Source organism: Rhodococcus sp. UNC23MFCrub1.1, assembly GCF_000686025.1.
Lineage (GTDB): Bacteria > Actinomycetota > Actinomycetes > Mycobacteriales > Mycobacteriaceae > Rhodococcoides.
Window position 1 is genome coordinate 819,674 of record NZ_JMLQ01000001.1, and the last position, 15,589, is coordinate 835,262.

The window sequence follows — 15,589 nt, forward strand, 5'->3', positions numbered from 1 at the left end:
ACGAGTGCCATGGTGTCCGGCGTTGCTGGTTCCTGCCCGGGGTGTCGCTGTGAGGTTCCTGTGAGCCCCGATCCGGCGTCGTGTCCGCTTTGCTACCGTGGAGGACAGACTGCGACACAGACCCGGACGAGCGCACCGTACCCGGCCAGCGACAAGACGGTGCCAGGAGAGTCGACTACTCATGGCATGGATCATTCTGGTGTTGTCGGGCGTGTTCGAGGCCGTCTGGGCCACCGCACTCGGCAAGTCCGAGGGCTTCACGAAGCCCGTCGCCACCATCGTCTTCGGTACGGCGCTCGTCGTCAGCATGGGCGGTCTCGCCTTCGCCATGCGGACCATCCCGACCGGCACCGCCTACGCGGTGTGGGTGGGCATCGGCGCCTCGCTCACCGTCGTCTACGCGATGGTGTCCGGCACCGAGTCCGCGACGCCGATCCGCATCGCCCTCATCGCAGGGCTCGTCGGGTGCGTCATCGGACTCAAGCTCGCCCACTGACCGCGCCCCCGGCCGTCCCGCCGTCCCATCCCGACCGGCCTCCGGCCTTCCCGCCGCGGGTTAGAGTGACCCCATGAACTGGGTGTCCGCGGTCACACTGCCGGTGCGTGTCGGATTGGCCGTCGCCGAGTCGGCGGTCGGGGTGGCCGAGTCGGCCGTCGCGACCACCCGGATGGCGCTGGCCGCAGGCGCTTCCGGGTCACTCGACGCCATCACCCTGGCCAATCCTCGGAGCGGCCCGCTGCAGCTTCTCGGACAGTTGGCCGAGCTCACCTCCGACGACCGCGCACTGGGTCACGCGCTGCGGCCCGGTGGCCCGCTGGACCGACTGCTCGAGCCCGGTGGCGCCGTCGACAGGTTGACGAGCAAGGGCGGCACCCTCGATCGACTGCTCGAGCCCGGCGGTCCTCTCGAACGCATCCTGGCGGACGACGGCCCCCTCACCCGAGTCCTCGCGGAGGACGGTGCGCTGGATCGCCTCCTCGCCGAGGGCGGTCTGCTCGATCGACTCACGGCCGTCGACGGACCCATCGAGCGCCTCACCGCGAAGGACGGCCCTGTCGAACTCCTGACCAAGGAGGGCGGCGTGATCGAGGCGCTGACCCGTGAGAACGGGGTCATCGACAACGCCCTCGCCAAGGGCGGGCTCGTCGAGACGCTGCTCGGTGAGGAAGGCGCGATCCAGCGGCTGACGGCACGCAACGGTCCGCTGGATCAGCTCGTGACCGTCGCCGAGTCGCTGAGTTCGCTGGCGCCCAACCTCGAGCGCATGAGCGTCAGCGTGGAGATTCTGCAGGACACCGTGGACGTCCTCGCCGCTGCGGTGAACCCGCTCGGCGAGCTGGTGGGCAAGCTGCCGAGCCGCTGGGTCAAGAGTCGCGGCGCGGTCGAGCCCAAGACGGGCGAGGTGCGCGGGGCGCTGCAGGGTCCGGCCGTCGGCCGCTGAGCCTCGTGGGCGTCAGCGCGACCGGACGTGCTCGCCGAAGAAGGTGAAGACCCGAGCGAAGGCGTCCTCGGCCTGCTCGTGCTGATAGCCGAATCCGGTGACGCGCATGACCAGTGCACCCGGACCCGATCCGAAGTCGTTCGCGAAACTGTGGCCGGCACCGGGATAGGTCACGACGTCGTGGGCAACGCCCTTGTCCTGCAACACCTTCTCGAGCTTCGGGCCCGCGCCCGGCAGCATCGGATCGCGCTTGCCGAAACTCGCGACCATCGGGCACGTGCCCTCGAGGGCCGACTCGATGTGACGGGGCAGGATGCCGTAGAACGGCGCGCTCGCCTCGAACCCCCGCGTCGCCAGCGCCAGAGCGAAACCTCCACCCATGCAGAACCCGACGATGCCCACCGCGCCGGTGGTGTCGGCGCGCGCGGTGAGGGTGTCGCGGCACGCCAGCAGGTCGTCCACCGCCCGGCCCGAGCGCGCGAGAAGCGACCGGAACACTCCTGTCACACACTTGGCGCGACCACCGCGGGCGTAGAGATCCGGCACCAACGCGACGTAGCCCTGGTCGGCGAAGCGCCGGGCGATGGACCTGATGTCGTCGGTCATGCCGAACACGTCGTGCACGATCACGACGGCGGGCCAGGGCCCCTCCCCTGAGGGGATCTCGAGTGTCGCCTCGATGCGATCGGTTCCGGTGTCGACCTCGATGACAGTCATACCGGCCGACTCTAGCGACCCAGCGCCGTTCTCACGGTGTCCGACAGCAGGTTGCCGGCGTGCACGCTGAGACCGTCTGCGAGCCCGGGAACGGTGGCGCACGCCTGCTCCCAGCCCTGGTCGGCGAGAGCGAGAACGAACGGGAGCGTCGCGTTGGTCAGCGCCTGCGTCGACGTGCGGGGAACCGAGCCCGGCATGTTGGCCACGCAGTAGAAGATCGAATCGTGCACCGGGAAGGTGGGATCGTCGTGCGTGGTGGGACGCGAGTCCTCGAAACACCCGCCCTGATCGATGGCGATGTCGACGAGCACGGACCCCGCCTTCATCCGTGCGACCAGTGCGTTGGACACCACCGTCGGGGCCTTGGCACCCGGGACGAGGACCGCCCCGATGACGAGGTCGGCGGCCACGACGGCCTGCTCGAGCTCCCACCTGTTCGACACCACGGTCTTGACCTGGCCGCGGTACTGCGCGTCGATGGTTCGCAGCTTGGCGATGTCGAGGTCGAACACCGTCACGTCCGCACCGAGCCCGTGTGCCATCGCCACGGCGTTGGATCCCGACACCCCACCGCCGATCACCACCACCTTGGCCGGACTCACTCCCGGAACGCCGCCCATCAGCACGCCGCGGCCGCCCGTCTGCGCCATCAGGTGATACGCCCCGGCCTGGGTCGCGAGCCGGCCGGCGACCTCGCTCATCGGTGCGAGCAACGGCAGACTGCCGCCCGCGCCGGTCACCGTCTCGTAGGCGATCGCCGTGGTGCCGGACGCGACGAGGGCATCGGTGCATGCGGCCGACGCGGCGAGATGGAGATAGGTGAACAGGACCTGGCCCGACCGCAGCCGGTGGTATTCGGCCTCGATCGGCTCCTTCACCTTGAGCAGCAACTCGGCCCGCGCCCACACCTCGTCGGCCGAGTTCGAGATCTCCGCGCCGGCAGCCTTGAAGTCGTTGTCCGAGAACGACGATCCCGCGCCCGCCTCGGTCTCGACGACGACGCGATGACCGTGCACGACCATGTCGTGCACTCCCGCCGGGCTCGCCGCCACCCGGTACTCGTGATTCTTCAGTTCCCGAGGTATGCCGATTCTCATGGTGCGCCCTTCGCCTCTACCGGATGACTCGTCATGTCCGATAATCGTGAACTTCGTTCGACCGAGCCGCAATCGAAGTGACGATAATTTCGTAGACTGGCCTCATGGACATCGAATCGTCGAACACAGGTCTGTCCGCCCCGGTGCGACCGAACAATCTTCGGGCGGCATCTCTGGACCGCATCGATCGCGTCATCCTGCGTGAACTGGCGAACGACGCCCGCATCCCCAACAACACCCTGGCCGCCCGCGCCGGGATCGCCCCGTCGACGTGTCTGGGACGCGTCCGTTCACTGGTCGAGCGCGGGGTCGTCCGCGGTTTCCACGCCGACATCGATCCGGCGGCACTGGGGCAGGGCCTGCAGGCCATGATCGCGGTGCGGCTGCTGGCGGGTGCCCGGCGCCACCTGGGCGAGTTCGCGGAGTCCTTCACGACGTTCCCCGAGGTGCTCGACGTCTACTTCATCGCCGGTGCCGACGACTACCTGATCCACGTCGCGATGACGGACTCTGCGCACCTGAGGGACTTCGTCGTCCAGAACCTCAGTGCTCATCCGTCGGTGGCCGCGACCGAGACCACACTGATCTTCGAGCACCTGCGGCCGCGACTGGTCGACGAGGGCGGACCGAGCTGACGCCCTCCGCCCATCCGGTGCGGCGAGCGCACCGAATACCCGGTGTATCAGCCAGGAGAGCACGGCCGTGGATGTGACGGGGGTACTTTTCGCCCACTCTTACTGACCCACCGACCACACGCATGGAGGCAGCCCGAGATGAGCGATCACGGTTCGCCCGAACGACCCGTGCAGCTGCCGGATCGGGACCTTCTCGAGCTCGCGTACCTGTGTGCCCTCGACGCCATGGCAGCCTCGGAGCAGTACGAGACCATGACTCGCCTCGACGACACGGACGCCCACACCAGGCGGAGGTTCGACGCGATCGTGCGTGACGTCCGCGAGACGATGGCCGTGACGTCGGACGCGACACGCACTCCCGCCCCCGCCGATCTCCGGGTCCGCATCCTGGGGGCCGTGGAGGACACGGCGCAGGTCGACCCCGACGGCGCGACAGTCCTCCCCCTTCGTCCCAGCCGCCGACGCGGATGGCGCATCGCCGCGATGGCGGCCGCCGCTGCGGTGGTCGTCGGTGTGGGCGGGGCGGTGGCCGTGCAGCAGAACGCGACTCCGTCGGCTCCCACCGCGACCGTCGCGGCACCGCTCGAATCCCCGGTGGCCGGAGGCGGCACCATGAGCGTGCAGTACACCCCCGGTGACGAGCGCGCCGTGCTCCGCATGACGGATGTCGCAGCACCTCCCGCCGGATCGGTCTACCAGGTCTGGCTCATCGAGGGCTCGCCCGTGTCCGTCGGGACGATGGATGCCGACGACCTCTCCCAGCCTGCATCCGTGCCCGTCGACGGCGCCACCGCACTCTCGGTGACCGTGGAACCCGCGGGCGGATCACCGTTCCCCACCTCGGGCGCCGTGGCGCGCGTCGCGCTCGTCTGATCCGTCCCGGATCGGATCCACCGGAGTCGAACATGTGTTCGACACCCGTGTAGGGTGGGTGTCACTGCACCACCCGACGTCAGACCTTCCCTCGTGACGTGTGATTACCGAGGAGACGTCCGTGATGAACCGTCGGCGCCGACTGCACCTGATGAACGGGGTCTGGCACGAGGAGGCACCGGCCACCTGCGGTAACGGTCATGTGCTGCAAGCGCGTTCGGTTCTCGTGGGAGCCAGGTCGTGCTCGTGCGGCATCGGTCACCATCGCACGCACCACTGCCGCACCTGCGGTGACACCGTCTTCACTCCCGCCCTCGGCGAGGGGTGCCGGGACGGGAGTTTCGACGGACGCGCGAATCGCGCGCGCGGCGAGGGGTCAGGAGCGGGTCAGCAGTGACCGGAGGAAGAACGTCAGGTTCGCCGGACGCTCCGCCAACCGCCGCATGAAGTATCCGTACCATTGCGTACCGAAGGGCACGTACACGCGGACGCGGTACCCCTCCGACACCAGGCGTGTCTGCTCACCGTCGCGGATGCCGTAGAGCATCTGGTACTCCATGTCGTCCGGTCCACGTCCCAGTTCGGCCGCGTCTCGTCGCGCCGCCTCGATCATGCGGGGATCGTGGGACGCCACCATGGGGTAGCCCTCCCCCTCCATGAGCACCCGCAGGCACCGCTCGTACGAGGCGTCCACGTCCGCCTTCTTCTGGAAGGCCACACTGGCCGGTTCGCGATATGCGCCCTTGCACAACCGGATTCGCGATCCGGGACCGGAGAGCTCGCGGCAGTCCTGTTCGGTGCGGTGCAGGTACGCCTGCAGGACGGTGCCGAGAGTCGGGAAGTCCTTGCGGAGCTCCCGCACGATCGCGAGAGTCGAGTCGGTGGTGGTGTGGTCCTCGGCGTCGACGGTGACCCACACTCCCGCGGCGTCCGCGGCGGCGCACACCTTGTGGGCGTTGGCGAGGGCCACGGCGTGGCCGTCGTCGGGGAGCGACTGTCCTAGCGCCGAGAGCTTCAGCGAGATCTCCAGCGGGAAGGCCGGAGGCCGGCCGGAATTGGACGAAAAGGCCGGAGGCCGGCCGGAATTGGACGGGAAGGCCGGAGGCTGTGGGGTGTGGAGGCGTGAGTATGCCTGCAGTAGGGACAGATACGCGTCGACGGTCGCGGTGGCCTGCGCCGCGTCGGTGGTGTCCTCACCCAGGTGATCGACGCTGACGACGCGGCCGGACCCGAGCAGGTCGGCGACGGCACCGACCACCTCCGGTTCGGTGCTCCCGGCGATGAAGCGTTCGACGAGCGACCTGGTCAGGACGGACCGCGCGACGACGCGTTCGAGGCGGCGCGATCGCCCGGCGGCGAGCAGGACGGGGCGGAGCGGGTTGGTGGCCATCGGTCAGATTCCCTGGTGAGGGTAGGTGTGGTCCACGGCCGGCACGAAAGTCTCCTTGATGGTGCGCGCGGAGGCCCACCGGAGCAGGTTCTGCGGTGATCCGGCCTTGTCGTTGGTGCCCGACGCGCGAGCACCGCCGAACGGCTGCTGTCCGACGACGGCGCCGGTCGGCTTGTCGTTGACGTAGAAGTTGCCGGCGGCGAAGCGCAGGGCCTCGGTGGCCTGCGTGACGGCGGCGCGATCGTCGGCGATGATCGATCCGGTCAGGGCGTACTTCGACCCGCTGTCGACCATGGCGAGCGTGTTCTCGAACGCACCGGGCTTCGAGTCGTCGTAGACGTGCACGGCGAGGATCGGGCCGAAGTACTCGGTGTGGAACGCCTCGTCGCCCGCGTCGTCACCGAGCAGGATCGTCGGGTCCACGAAGTAGCCGACGGAATCGTCGCAGGTGCCGCCGGCGGCGATGGTGATGCCCGGGGTGGACTTCGCGCGCTCGAGTGCAGCCGCGTTGCGGTCGAAGGCCTTCCGGTCGATGACCGCCCCACCGAAGTTCGACAGATCGGTGACGTCGCCGTAACGCAGCGACGACGCGGTGTCGACGAGCGTGTCCCCCATCCTCTTCCACACCGACGACGGCACGAAGGCCCTCGACGCCGCGGAGCACTTCTGACCCTGGAAGTCGAAGGCACCGCGGATCAGCGCCGTGGTGAGCACGTCCGGGTCGGCGGAACTGTGGGCGACGACGAAGTCCTTGCCACCGGTCTCACCGACCAGTCGCGGGTAGGTGTCGTAGCCGGCGATGTTCTCGCCCACCTCGCGCCACAGCCGCTGGAACGTCGGTGTGGAGCCGGTGAAGTGGATGCCGGCGAGACGACGATCGGCGAGTGCGACCTCGGAGACGAGGGGTCCGTCACCGAGCACGAGGTTGATGACGCCGGGGGGCAGTCCGGCGGCCTCGAGAAGCTGCATCGTCAGGTACGCGGCGACGGCCTGGGTGGGCGACGGCTTCCACAGCACGGTGTTGCCCATGAGCGCCGGCGCCGTGGGGAGGTTTCCCGCGATGGCGGTGAAGTTGAACGGGGTGATGGCGTAGACGAAGCCCTCGAGGGGGCGGTATTCGACGCGGTTCCAGACGCCGGGCGCGGAGATCGGTTGTTCGGCCATGATCTGTCGGGCGAACGAGACGTTGAAGCGCCAGAAGTCGATCAGCTCGCAGGGTGCGTCGATCTCGGCCTGGTACGCGCTCTTCGACTGCCCCAGCATGGTGGCAGCCGCGATGGTCTCGCGCCACGGCCCGGCGAGGAGATCGGCGGCGCGGAGGAAGACTGCGGCGCGCTCGTCGAAGGGCAGCGATCGCCACGCAGGTGCGGCGGCGGTCGCCGCGTCGATTGCGTCGCGCACGTCCTGGTGGGTGGCATTCGCGAACGATCCGATGACGGACGCGTGCCGATGCGGTTGCACGACGTGCTCGCGTGGGCCCGTCGCGTCGCGGTGGTCTCCACCGATGACCTGGGTGATCTCGGTGGGCGTGGCGGCGAGTCGATCCAGATGGTGCGTGAGCCGCGCTCGCTCGGCGCTGCCGGGTGCGTACGTGTGCACCGGCTCGTTCAGGGGGGTGGGTACTGCGGTGACGGCGTCCATGTCGGTCCTCGGTGTCGGGTCTTCGTGCCGGGTCGGTGGGTTCAGCCAAGCGGACGCGGCATCCTCGATATTCGGCCCAGCGTCCAAAGAAACACACCGACCCCTGTCCGATCGGATGAAGGACACCTAGAGTGCACGGCATGACCCGCACCTCGTCGACCCTCGACTCGATCGTGCGTGCGCTGCACTCCGCCTTCGTCGAGGTGCTCGTGGCACCGGCAGGGTCGGACGTGCCGATCGGGTCGGTGACGCTCGTCGACGCCGACGATCTGGCCGCCGAGCTCTACACGACCGCCGCCGCGGCGGACCTCTATCTGCTGGCGGGTGTGCGGGAAGCGGACGCCGTTGCGTGGTTCGACGACCTGGCGACGCGGAGCAGCGACCTTCGACCCACCGCGGTGATGTCGAAGATCGCCGCCTCGTCCACGCTGATGCAGCACGCGGCTCGCACGGCCGGCGTCGCTCTCGTCGCGGTGCACACGCAGACCCGCTGGGACCGCCTCCTGTCGATGGTGCGCGGCGTGCTCGACCATTCCTCGCCGTCGATCACCACACCTCCACCGTCGTCCGCGGAACCGTCCGAACTGGCGGGACTGGTGGGCGCGGACACCGATCTCTTCGGGCTGGCGCACACCGTCGCGGTGCTCACGCGCGGGATGGTGAGCATCGAGGACCAGCGGTCGCACGTGTTGGCGTACTCGGCGTCGGACGATCAGGCGGACGAGCTGCGGACCCTGTCCATTCTCGGACGAGAGGGCCCCGCGGAGTATCTCCGGCGACTCGAGCAGTGGGGTGTGTACGACGCGGTCCGCCGTTCCGACGAGGTCGTCGAGGTGCCGGCGCACTCCGATCTGGGTATCCGACGGCGACTGGTCGCCGGTATCAGAACGACTGCCACGCAGGATGGTTCGGGCACACCACGACTGGTCGGCACGCTGTGGATCCAGGAAGGTCGTCGACCGCTCACCGACGATGCTCCGAGCGTGCTGCAGGGCGCGGCCGCGGTGGCGGCACGGTTGATCACGCGCATCCTCGAGGCACCCACGAACGAGGCGGTGCAGATCCAGCGACTGCTCGGCGCTCGTGGCGGTGGGGTCGACGTGCCCTCACTCGCCGCGGCGCTGTCCATCCCGACGGACGGGCCGGCGGCGGTGATCGGTCTCGCCGCGCTGGACGGCGCCGCGCCCGATGCCCCCTCGTCGGCCACGATGGCCGATCTGTCCGGCGCGATCCGACTGCACGCCAGTTCCTTTCACCGACTGTCCTTGGTCACCACTCTCGGCGACCGCATCTACGTCCTCGTCCCACGGACCCGCGCGGAGACCTCGGTGCCGTCGTGGACTCGCCGGTTGCTCGAGGGCATCGAGGCACGCACGGGGATCCGGTTGCGGGCCGCGGTGGCATCGCCGGTGGCCGCCCTGTCCGAGGTCGCCGCCGCTCGCCGCGAGGTCGATCGCGTCCTGGACGGGACCGCCGGAGCAGACGACAGGGTGACCACACTCGCCGATTCGCGGACGTCCGTGCTGCTCGGTGAGATCGTCGATCTGCTCCTCGCGCACCCCTCGCTGCACGATCCGCGCATGGCGGCGCTCGTCGAGTACGACGCACGCACGTCCTCGTCGCTACGCGAGAGCATCGCGACGTATCTGCGGCACCCGTCCGATGTGCGCCGGGCCGCGGCCGACCTGCACGTGCACCCGAACACGTTGCGCTATCGGGTCCGACGGGCCGAGGAGATCACCGGGACGGACCTGTCGGATCCCGCTGCGCGACTGCTGATGGAACTCCAGTTGGCCGTGCTGGCACGTCAGGCCAGTACCTGACGGCACCATTCGAGAAGTGGTGTGAGATCACGCCAGGCGGCACGGATGTGATCGGCGCACTCCGGTGTGTCGAGCCACGGCGGGCAGCCGAAGGACCGTCCTGCCGTCAGGGACTTGTGGCGCAGCAGATCGATGCGGGGATGATCCGCGTCGTAGCCGCGCGGCGAGGTCTTCAGCCGGTCACCGCCGCGGTCGTAGCCGCGGCTCTCGAGATCGGCCACGATTCGCGCGAGCTCCGACCCGCGGACCTCGTCGTCGACGACGGCGCGGAACTGGGCGATGGAGTCGGACGTGGACGCGTAGAACCCGCCGGCGACCATGAGGCCGGAGGCGTCGACCTGCACGTACCACCCCGTGGACGGGGCCACCTGCACGTAGGCACCCTGGTGCGTCTTGTACGGCACCTTGTCCTTGGAGAAGCGGACGTCGCGGTGCGGCCGGAAGAGCTTGGCCGTTCCGAACTCCTCGGCCAGTACCTCCGTGAGCGCGGTCATGGGCGCGCGGACCGATTCGTCGTAGACGTGCTTGTGTTCGGCCCACCAGGTCTTGCTGTTGTCGACCTCGAGATCCTCGTAGAAATCGAGGGCGGCCTCCGGGATTCCGGTGAACGAGCTCATAGCGGGAGGCTATCGCCCCGTGCGCCCTGTGCGTACCGCTGGATGCGCATAGTGCGCACGGGGGTCAGGCCAGCGACCGGCTGATCACCAGACGCTGGATCTGGTTGGTGCCCTCGAAGATCTGCGTGATCTTGGCGTCGCGCATGTACCGCTCGACCCGGAAGTCTCGGGTGTACCCGTAGCCTCCGAACACCTGCACGCCGTCGGTCGTCACCTTCATCGCCGCGTCCGTCGCCACGAGCTTGGCCACGGAGGCCTGACGTGAGAACGGCAGTCCGGCATCCTTGCGGCGTGCCGCGTCGATGTACGTCGCCCGGGCCGAGTCCACCGCCGCTGCCATGTCGGCCAGCACGAACCCGAGCCCTTGATGATCGATGATCTTGCGGCCGAACGTCGTTCGCTCCTGCGCATAGGCCACGGCATCGTCGAGCGCGGCCTGGGCGATGCCGACGGCGACGGCGGCGATGCCCAGCCTCCCGGCGTCGAGGGCACTGAACGCGATGCCGAGCCCCTGCCCCTCCTCGCCGATGCGGCGATCGGCCGACAGCACCGCGCCGTCGTAGTGGGCGGCCGTCGTGGGTATCGCGTGCAGCCCCATCTTCTCCTCCGGAGCTCCGAAGGAGAGCCCCTCGAGGTCGGCGGGCACGAGGAAGCAGGAGATGCCCCGCGAGCCCTCGCCGGTGCGCGCGAAGAGCGTGTAGAAGTCCGCCTTGCCGCCGTGCGTGATCCAGGCCTTCGACCCGGTGACGGTGTACCCGTCCGGACCGGCCACGGCCTTGCAGGAGAGGGCGGCCGCGTCGCTGCCGGCCTGTGGCTCCGAGAGGCTGTAGGCGCCGATCGTGCGCCCACCGAGCATGTCCGGCAGCCACCGCGACTTCTGGTCCTCCGACCCGAAGGACATCAGCGGGTGGCACGAGAGCCCGTGCACGCTCACGGCGACGGCCACCGCGGCCCAGCGCGACGCCAGTTCCTCGAGCACCTGCAGATAGACCTCGTAGGACTGACCGCCGCCGCCCCACTCCTCCGGATACGGCAGGCTGAGCAGCCCCGCCTCGCCGAGCGTGGCGAAGACGCCGTCGGGATAGGTCTCGGCCTCCTCGTGTTCGTCGACGATGGGGTCGAGGACCTTGTCCGCGATGTCGCGGGTCAACTGGAGAAGGTCACGTGCGTCGTCGTTCGGCAGCAGTCGTTCGACAGCCATGGGTCCTCGTCTCGGTCGCGGATCGGATGAGGCGGCACCAGTACTGCAGCGGGCCCCTCAGTACTACGACAGTACTGCATGGCGTTCTGCAGTACTGTCGCTCACCATGACAGCAGCTCACGCGACGGCGCGGCGCGCGCAGCTCTTCGATTCCGTAGTGGCCCTGTTCCTGGCCGAAGGCTTCGCGCACCTCACTCTCGACGGCATCGCCGCCCGCCTTCGGTGCTCGAAGAGCACGCTGTACACCCTCGCCGCGAGCAAGGACGACCTCGTCCGCTCCGCCGCGGTGCACTTCTTCACCTCGGCAGCGGTCCGCGTGGACGCGGCCTCCGACGCCGCGACGGGCACCCGCGAGCGCCTCGCGGCGTATCTGGGCGCGGTCGGTGAAGCACTCGCGCCGGCGTCGGAACGGTTCATGACCGACCTCGCCGACTTCGAGCCGTCGAGGCTCGTCTACGAACGCAACACCGCCATCGCGGCCGAGCGAGTCCGCGGCATCATCGACGACGGGGTCCGCGCCGGCGACGTGCGGGACGTCCACGCCGCGTTCGTCGCCGACGTCGCCGCGTCGGTGATGGTCTCGATCCAGAGCCGTGCCCTCGCCCGTCGCACGGGTCTGGACGACGCCGCCGCCTACCGGGAGCTGGCCACACTGCTGACTGCCGGCATCGCGCGATGACTTTCGCCGTCGGCCGGAGTCGACACGGCTGACGGGTCGAGTTCGCTCCGCCATCCGAAGACGAAGGACCTCACGATGCAGAAGATCACCCCCACACTGTGGTTCGACGACCGGGCCGAGGAGGCCGCGGAGTTCTACCTCTCGACGTTCGGCACGGGAGCGATACTGAACGTCAGCCGCTACGGGGACGGTGGACCCGGCGCCCCGGGCCGCGCGATGATGGTCGACTTCGAGCTCTTCGGTCAGCGATTCAACGCCCTGAACGGGGGGCCACAGTTCCCGTTCACCGAAGCGATCTCCATGGCTGTCAGCTGCGACGGGCAGGAAGAGGTCGACCGCTACTGGAACGCGCTCACGTCCGACGGTGGATCCGAGGGCCGGTGCGCCTGGTGCAAGGACAAGTTCGGGGTCTCCTGGCAGATCGTCCCGGTCCAGCTGATGCAGCTGATGAGCACCCCGGATCCGGCGGCGTCCCAGCGCGTCGTGCAAGCCATGCTGTCGATGTCGAAGATCGTGGTCGCCGACCTGCAGAAGGCCCACGACGGAGCCTGAGCGGCGACGTTTCCTCACGTCACACACCGGGCAATCCCCGAGCGTGAACGAGACGTCGATGCCCGTGCGCGCGCTCGCCCTGCCGTTCGGGCTGGGGTCGGCGCTGCGCCACGCCAAGCTGTTCCATCCCCACGGGAAGGTTCTGACGGGCACACTGCGCCGTACCGCCGAGGGCGACGCCGGACTGCCTGTGGGCACGTGCGAGGTGACGGTGCGCCTGTCCACCGCGCTCGGGCTGCCCCGACGGGTTCCCGACGTCGCGGGTCTCGCGTTGCGTCTCCCGCCGACCGACCGGGCCGACGGTGCCTGGGACATCCTCCTTGCCAGCGCCGGGCGGGAGGTCGTGACGCGGTGCGTTCCGCTCCCGGTGCTCGCGTTCGAGACGGCCTCCTTCTCGACGCTGATGCCGCTGCAGTTCGAGGGTGGTCAGTGGTGGGTCCGCGCGCGGGCCGTCGCCGCGCCGCCGCTGCCCACCCTGGACTCCATCGTCGACGCTGTACGTGCGAGGCCGCTGGTCTTCGAGTTCGAGCAGGCCGAGGGCACCGGGGCGTACGTCCCGCTGGCCGAACTGACGCTCGGCTCGGTCGACCAGTCCGGTGGCGACCTGTCGTTCGACCCGATCCGGCGCACTCCCGACAGTGTCCGGCCCGGTCCGGAATGGCTGCGGTCCCTCAGGGCGAGGGCCTACCTCGACAGTCGACGCGGCCGGTCCGACACCTGACCGGAATGCGACCGACTCAGGTTCCCTGACCGATCTCGCGCCCACACCCCACTCAGCGCGCCACACCCCTGTCGACACGCGGCACAGGGTGTGCCCCTCACGAAACCCGTGCACGCCGGCGGCGACCACGCACCCGCGCACCCGACCGACGGGGTTCGACTGCCGCATTTGTGGATATTCACACGCGAAGTAGGATTTGTTCACATACGCGTGCGCCGATGGGGGTGGGCGCGTCCCAGGGGAAGGCTCCACGTGACCAGCAATTCGGTGACCGACGACTCCGTGACAGGTGCTCACGAGACTCGCCCGCTCGTTCCGCACGAGCCCGATCACCGGTTCGAACGCAGCTCCCGCCTGGTCGGACACGCCTACGTCATCCCCGACTACTACGAGGTCGGCCGCGAGAAGATCCGCGAACTCTCCCGCGCCATCCAGAACGAACATCCGGCGCACCACAAGGAGGCCGCTGCGGCCGAGTTGGGATACGAGGGACTCGTCGCGCCCGCGACCTTCGTGAGCGTCGTCGGATCCATCGCCATCGACTATCTCTTCGCGCACATCCTCGTGGAGTACGAGATCACGGCAGTCATGCAGACCGATCAGAGCTTCGTTCTGCATCGCCCGGTCATGCAGGGAGATCAGCTGGTGTCCACTCTCCAGGTGCTGTCGATCCGCCAGTTCGCGGGCAACGACATCCTGGTGGTCCAGAACCATCTGACGTCGCACGGCGAGGACGTGTGCACCAGCACCACGACGTTCATCGCCCGGACCGATGCCGACGTGGACCCGCGAGCGGCGGCTCTCGTCGACGCCGTGCTCCCCGCCAGCGTGCCGCGGATGGGCCCCACCGCCCGCCCGACCGCCTGACCGCCTGACCGCCTGCATTCCGACCGACCCCGGCCTTCCCGCCACACCCCGACCGGCCTCCGGCCCTCCCGCCACACCCCGACCGGCCTCCGGCCCTCCCGCCACACCCCGACCGGCCTCCGGCCCTCCCACTAGAGTCCCCCGTGTGGAGGACGAATTCGCCGACCGGTCGTTCGAGGACGAGAACTACAACGAGATCGACGCACACGGCCAGCGGTGGGACAGGCGTTCGTACACGTCCTGCAGCTTCATCGACGCGGACCTCGGCGGTCTGACCACCCACGGTGTCGTCTTCACCGACTGCGACTTCTCCGGCGTGGATCTGACGGACTCGACGCACATCGGGTCGGCCTTCCGCAACTGCGAGTTCCGGCGGAGCCGATTGTGGCACAGCACTTTTCGCAGCACATCGTTCCTCGGTTCCGCCATCGCGGACTCGCGCATCACGCCCGCGGTCTTCGACGAGGTCGACCTCATGCTCACCTCGCTCGGCGGTCTCGACCTCCGCGGACTCGACCTCACCGGGGCGCGCCTGCGTGACGCCAACCTCGTCGGGACCGATCTCCGCAAGGCCACTCTGCGCGGTGTCGACTTCGGCGGTGCCCGCACCTCCGGGCTCCGGTTGAACGATGCGGATCTGCGGGGCAGCATCGCCGATGCCACGTTCTGGACGTCGGCCGTGCTCGACGGAGCCCGCATCGACACGGTCCAGGCACTCGCCTACGTGCACGCGCACGGTCTCACCGTCTCGGACTGAGTAGATCCGACCTCCGCCCGACTCCGAATAGAAGACGGAAACGGCCTCCCCGCCCGCGTGGTCCGTGCGGGAAGGCCGTTCCATCGGCAGGCTGTGGTCTCAACCTCACCGGGCGTCCACGCCGACGCACGCGCCGCCGCTGCCGCCGCACGTCTTCTACCCGAGCCACCCACTTCCGAAACGGACACAGGTGCTCGACCGCGTCGAACCGCGATGATCGGAACCCTGGACCGGACGACACCCGAGGACGCACGATGACGGGGAACTGTCACCGAGTGAAGGGCACACCATGAGCGACAACGTCTACCGCGTCACCGAGATCGTAGGAACCTCGACGGAGGGTGTCGACGACGCCATCCGCAAGGCCATCTCCCGCGCGAGCAGCACACTGCGGGAGCTCGACTGGTTCGAGGTCACCGAGACCCGCGGACACATCGAGAACGGCGCGGTCGCGCACTTCCAGGTGACGCTGAAGGTCGGCTTCAAGCTCGACGACTGAGCGATCGGGCGGGCGACGACTCGGCGGGAACGCGGCGGCCCCCGTGCCCGTTTCCGATCGAGCACGACGGGTAGCCGA

The 15,589-nt window shown here is 69.0% G+C and carries 17 protein-coding genes and 1 riboswitch; of the genes, 11 read left to right on the forward strand and 6 right to left on the reverse strand.

From position 1 onward, the window contains the following. The first annotated feature begins 102 nt into the window (after positions 1 to 102). Positions 103 to 166, forward strand: a riboswitch (guanidine-III (ykkC-III) riboswitch). A 15-nt stretch (positions 167 to 181) separates the two neighbouring features. After that, entirely contained in the window at positions 182 to 496 is a 315-nt protein-coding gene (locus BR07_RS0104030; RefSeq protein ID WP_027504331.1) for a DMT family transporter, read from the forward strand. A 73-nt stretch (positions 497 to 569) separates the two neighbouring features. Continuing rightward, a complete protein-coding gene (locus BR07_RS23215; protein ID WP_051612993.1) occupies positions 570 to 1,442 on the forward strand; it encodes a hypothetical protein in 873 nt (290 codons plus the stop codon). Positions 1,443 to 1,454: 12 nt separating this feature from the next. On the opposite strand, the gene BR07_RS0104040 is transcribed toward BR07_RS23215, so the two are convergent. Both BR07_RS0104040 and ald read right to left on the reverse strand, forming a co-directional pair. Further along, on the reverse strand, positions 1,455 to 2,159 hold the full coding sequence (locus BR07_RS0104040; protein WP_027504332.1) for a dienelactone hydrolase family protein: 705 nt from the start codon (positions 2,157 to 2,159) through the stop codon (positions 1,455 to 1,457). A gap of 11 nt (positions 2,160 to 2,170) precedes the next feature. Next, positions 2,171 to 3,256 (reverse strand): alanine dehydrogenase, encoded by a 1,086-nt coding sequence (ald, locus tag BR07_RS0104045; RefSeq protein ID WP_027504333.1) that lies wholly within the window; start codon positions 3,254 to 3,256, stop codon positions 2,171 to 2,173. Between the two features lie 104 nt (positions 3,257 to 3,360). Between ald and BR07_RS0104050 the strand changes: the two genes are divergently transcribed. Both BR07_RS0104050 and BR07_RS0104055 read left to right on the forward strand, forming a co-directional pair. Continuing rightward, complete coding sequence (locus BR07_RS0104050) at positions 3,361 to 3,891, forward strand: Lrp/AsnC family transcriptional regulator (protein WP_027504334.1); 531 nt, start codon at positions 3,361 to 3,363, stop codon at positions 3,889 to 3,891. 138 nt (positions 3,892 to 4,029) lie between these two features. Next, positions 4,030 to 4,764: an anti-sigma factor gene (locus BR07_RS0104055; protein ID WP_051612994.1), complete on the forward strand. Its 735-nt coding sequence runs from the start codon at positions 4,030 to 4,032 to the stop codon at positions 4,762 to 4,764. Positions 4,765 to 5,140: 376 nt separating this feature from the next. On the opposite strand, the gene BR07_RS0104065 is transcribed toward BR07_RS0104055, so the two are convergent. Both BR07_RS0104065 and pruA read right to left on the reverse strand, forming a co-directional pair. Continuing rightward, positions 5,141 to 6,154: a proline dehydrogenase family protein gene (locus BR07_RS0104065; RefSeq protein ID WP_027504337.1), complete on the reverse strand. Its 1,014-nt coding sequence runs from the start codon at positions 6,152 to 6,154 to the stop codon at positions 5,141 to 5,143. Between the two features lie 3 nt (positions 6,155 to 6,157). Then, positions 6,158 to 7,795, reverse strand: a complete 1,638-nt coding sequence (gene pruA, locus BR07_RS0104070) for an L-glutamate gamma-semialdehyde dehydrogenase (protein ID WP_027504338.1) — start codon at positions 7,793 to 7,795, stop codon at positions 6,158 to 6,160. A 140-nt stretch (positions 7,796 to 7,935) separates the two neighbouring features. Here pruA and BR07_RS0104075 point away from each other — a divergent pair, with 140 nt between their 5' ends. Then, on the forward strand, positions 7,936 to 9,618 hold the full coding sequence (locus BR07_RS0104075; RefSeq protein WP_037184496.1) for a PucR family transcriptional regulator: 1,683 nt from the start codon (positions 7,936 to 7,938) through the stop codon (positions 9,616 to 9,618). Here the strand turns inward: BR07_RS0104075 and BR07_RS0104080 are convergent. Next, positions 9,603 to 10,235: a DUF2461 domain-containing protein gene (locus BR07_RS0104080; RefSeq protein WP_027504340.1), complete on the reverse strand. Its 633-nt coding sequence runs from the start codon at positions 10,233 to 10,235 to the stop codon at positions 9,603 to 9,605. The two genes, BR07_RS0104075 and BR07_RS0104080, sit on opposite strands and share 16 nt — an antisense overlap. A gap of 64 nt (positions 10,236 to 10,299) precedes the next feature. After that, on the reverse strand, positions 10,300 to 11,436 hold the full coding sequence (locus BR07_RS0104085; RefSeq protein ID WP_027504341.1) for an acyl-CoA dehydrogenase family protein: 1,137 nt from the start codon (positions 11,434 to 11,436) through the stop codon (positions 10,300 to 10,302). A 106-nt stretch (positions 11,437 to 11,542) separates the two neighbouring features. Between BR07_RS0104085 and BR07_RS0104090 the strand changes: the two genes are divergently transcribed. From BR07_RS0104090 to BR07_RS0104115, 6 genes are all read left to right on the forward strand, one after another. Next, positions 11,543 to 12,115, forward strand: a complete 573-nt coding sequence (locus tag BR07_RS0104090) for a TetR/AcrR family transcriptional regulator (protein ID WP_027504342.1) — start codon at positions 11,543 to 11,545, stop codon at positions 12,113 to 12,115. Between the two features lie 75 nt (positions 12,116 to 12,190). Further along, positions 12,191 to 12,667: a VOC family protein gene (locus BR07_RS0104095; RefSeq protein WP_027504343.1), complete on the forward strand. Its 477-nt coding sequence runs from the start codon at positions 12,191 to 12,193 to the stop codon at positions 12,665 to 12,667. Between the two features lie 43 nt (positions 12,668 to 12,710). Beyond that, complete coding sequence (locus BR07_RS0104100) at positions 12,711 to 13,388, forward strand: hypothetical protein (RefSeq protein WP_051612995.1); 678 nt, start codon at positions 12,711 to 12,713, stop codon at positions 13,386 to 13,388. 252 nt (positions 13,389 to 13,640) lie between these two features. Further along, entirely contained in the window at positions 13,641 to 14,255 is a 615-nt protein-coding gene (locus tag BR07_RS23220) for an FAS1-like dehydratase domain-containing protein (RefSeq protein WP_051612996.1), read from the forward strand. Between the two features lie 196 nt (positions 14,256 to 14,451). Then, positions 14,452 to 15,012 carry a pentapeptide repeat-containing protein gene (locus BR07_RS0104110; protein ID WP_231476201.1) on the forward strand — a complete coding sequence of 187 codons (561 nt, stop codon included), beginning with the start codon at positions 14,452 to 14,454 and terminating at the stop codon, positions 15,010 to 15,012. 289 nt (positions 15,013 to 15,301) lie between these two features. Beyond that, positions 15,302 to 15,511 (forward strand): dodecin, encoded by a 210-nt coding sequence (locus tag BR07_RS0104115; RefSeq protein ID WP_027504346.1) that lies wholly within the window; start codon positions 15,302 to 15,304, stop codon positions 15,509 to 15,511. The last annotated feature ends 78 nt before the right edge of the window (positions 15,512 to 15,589 follow it).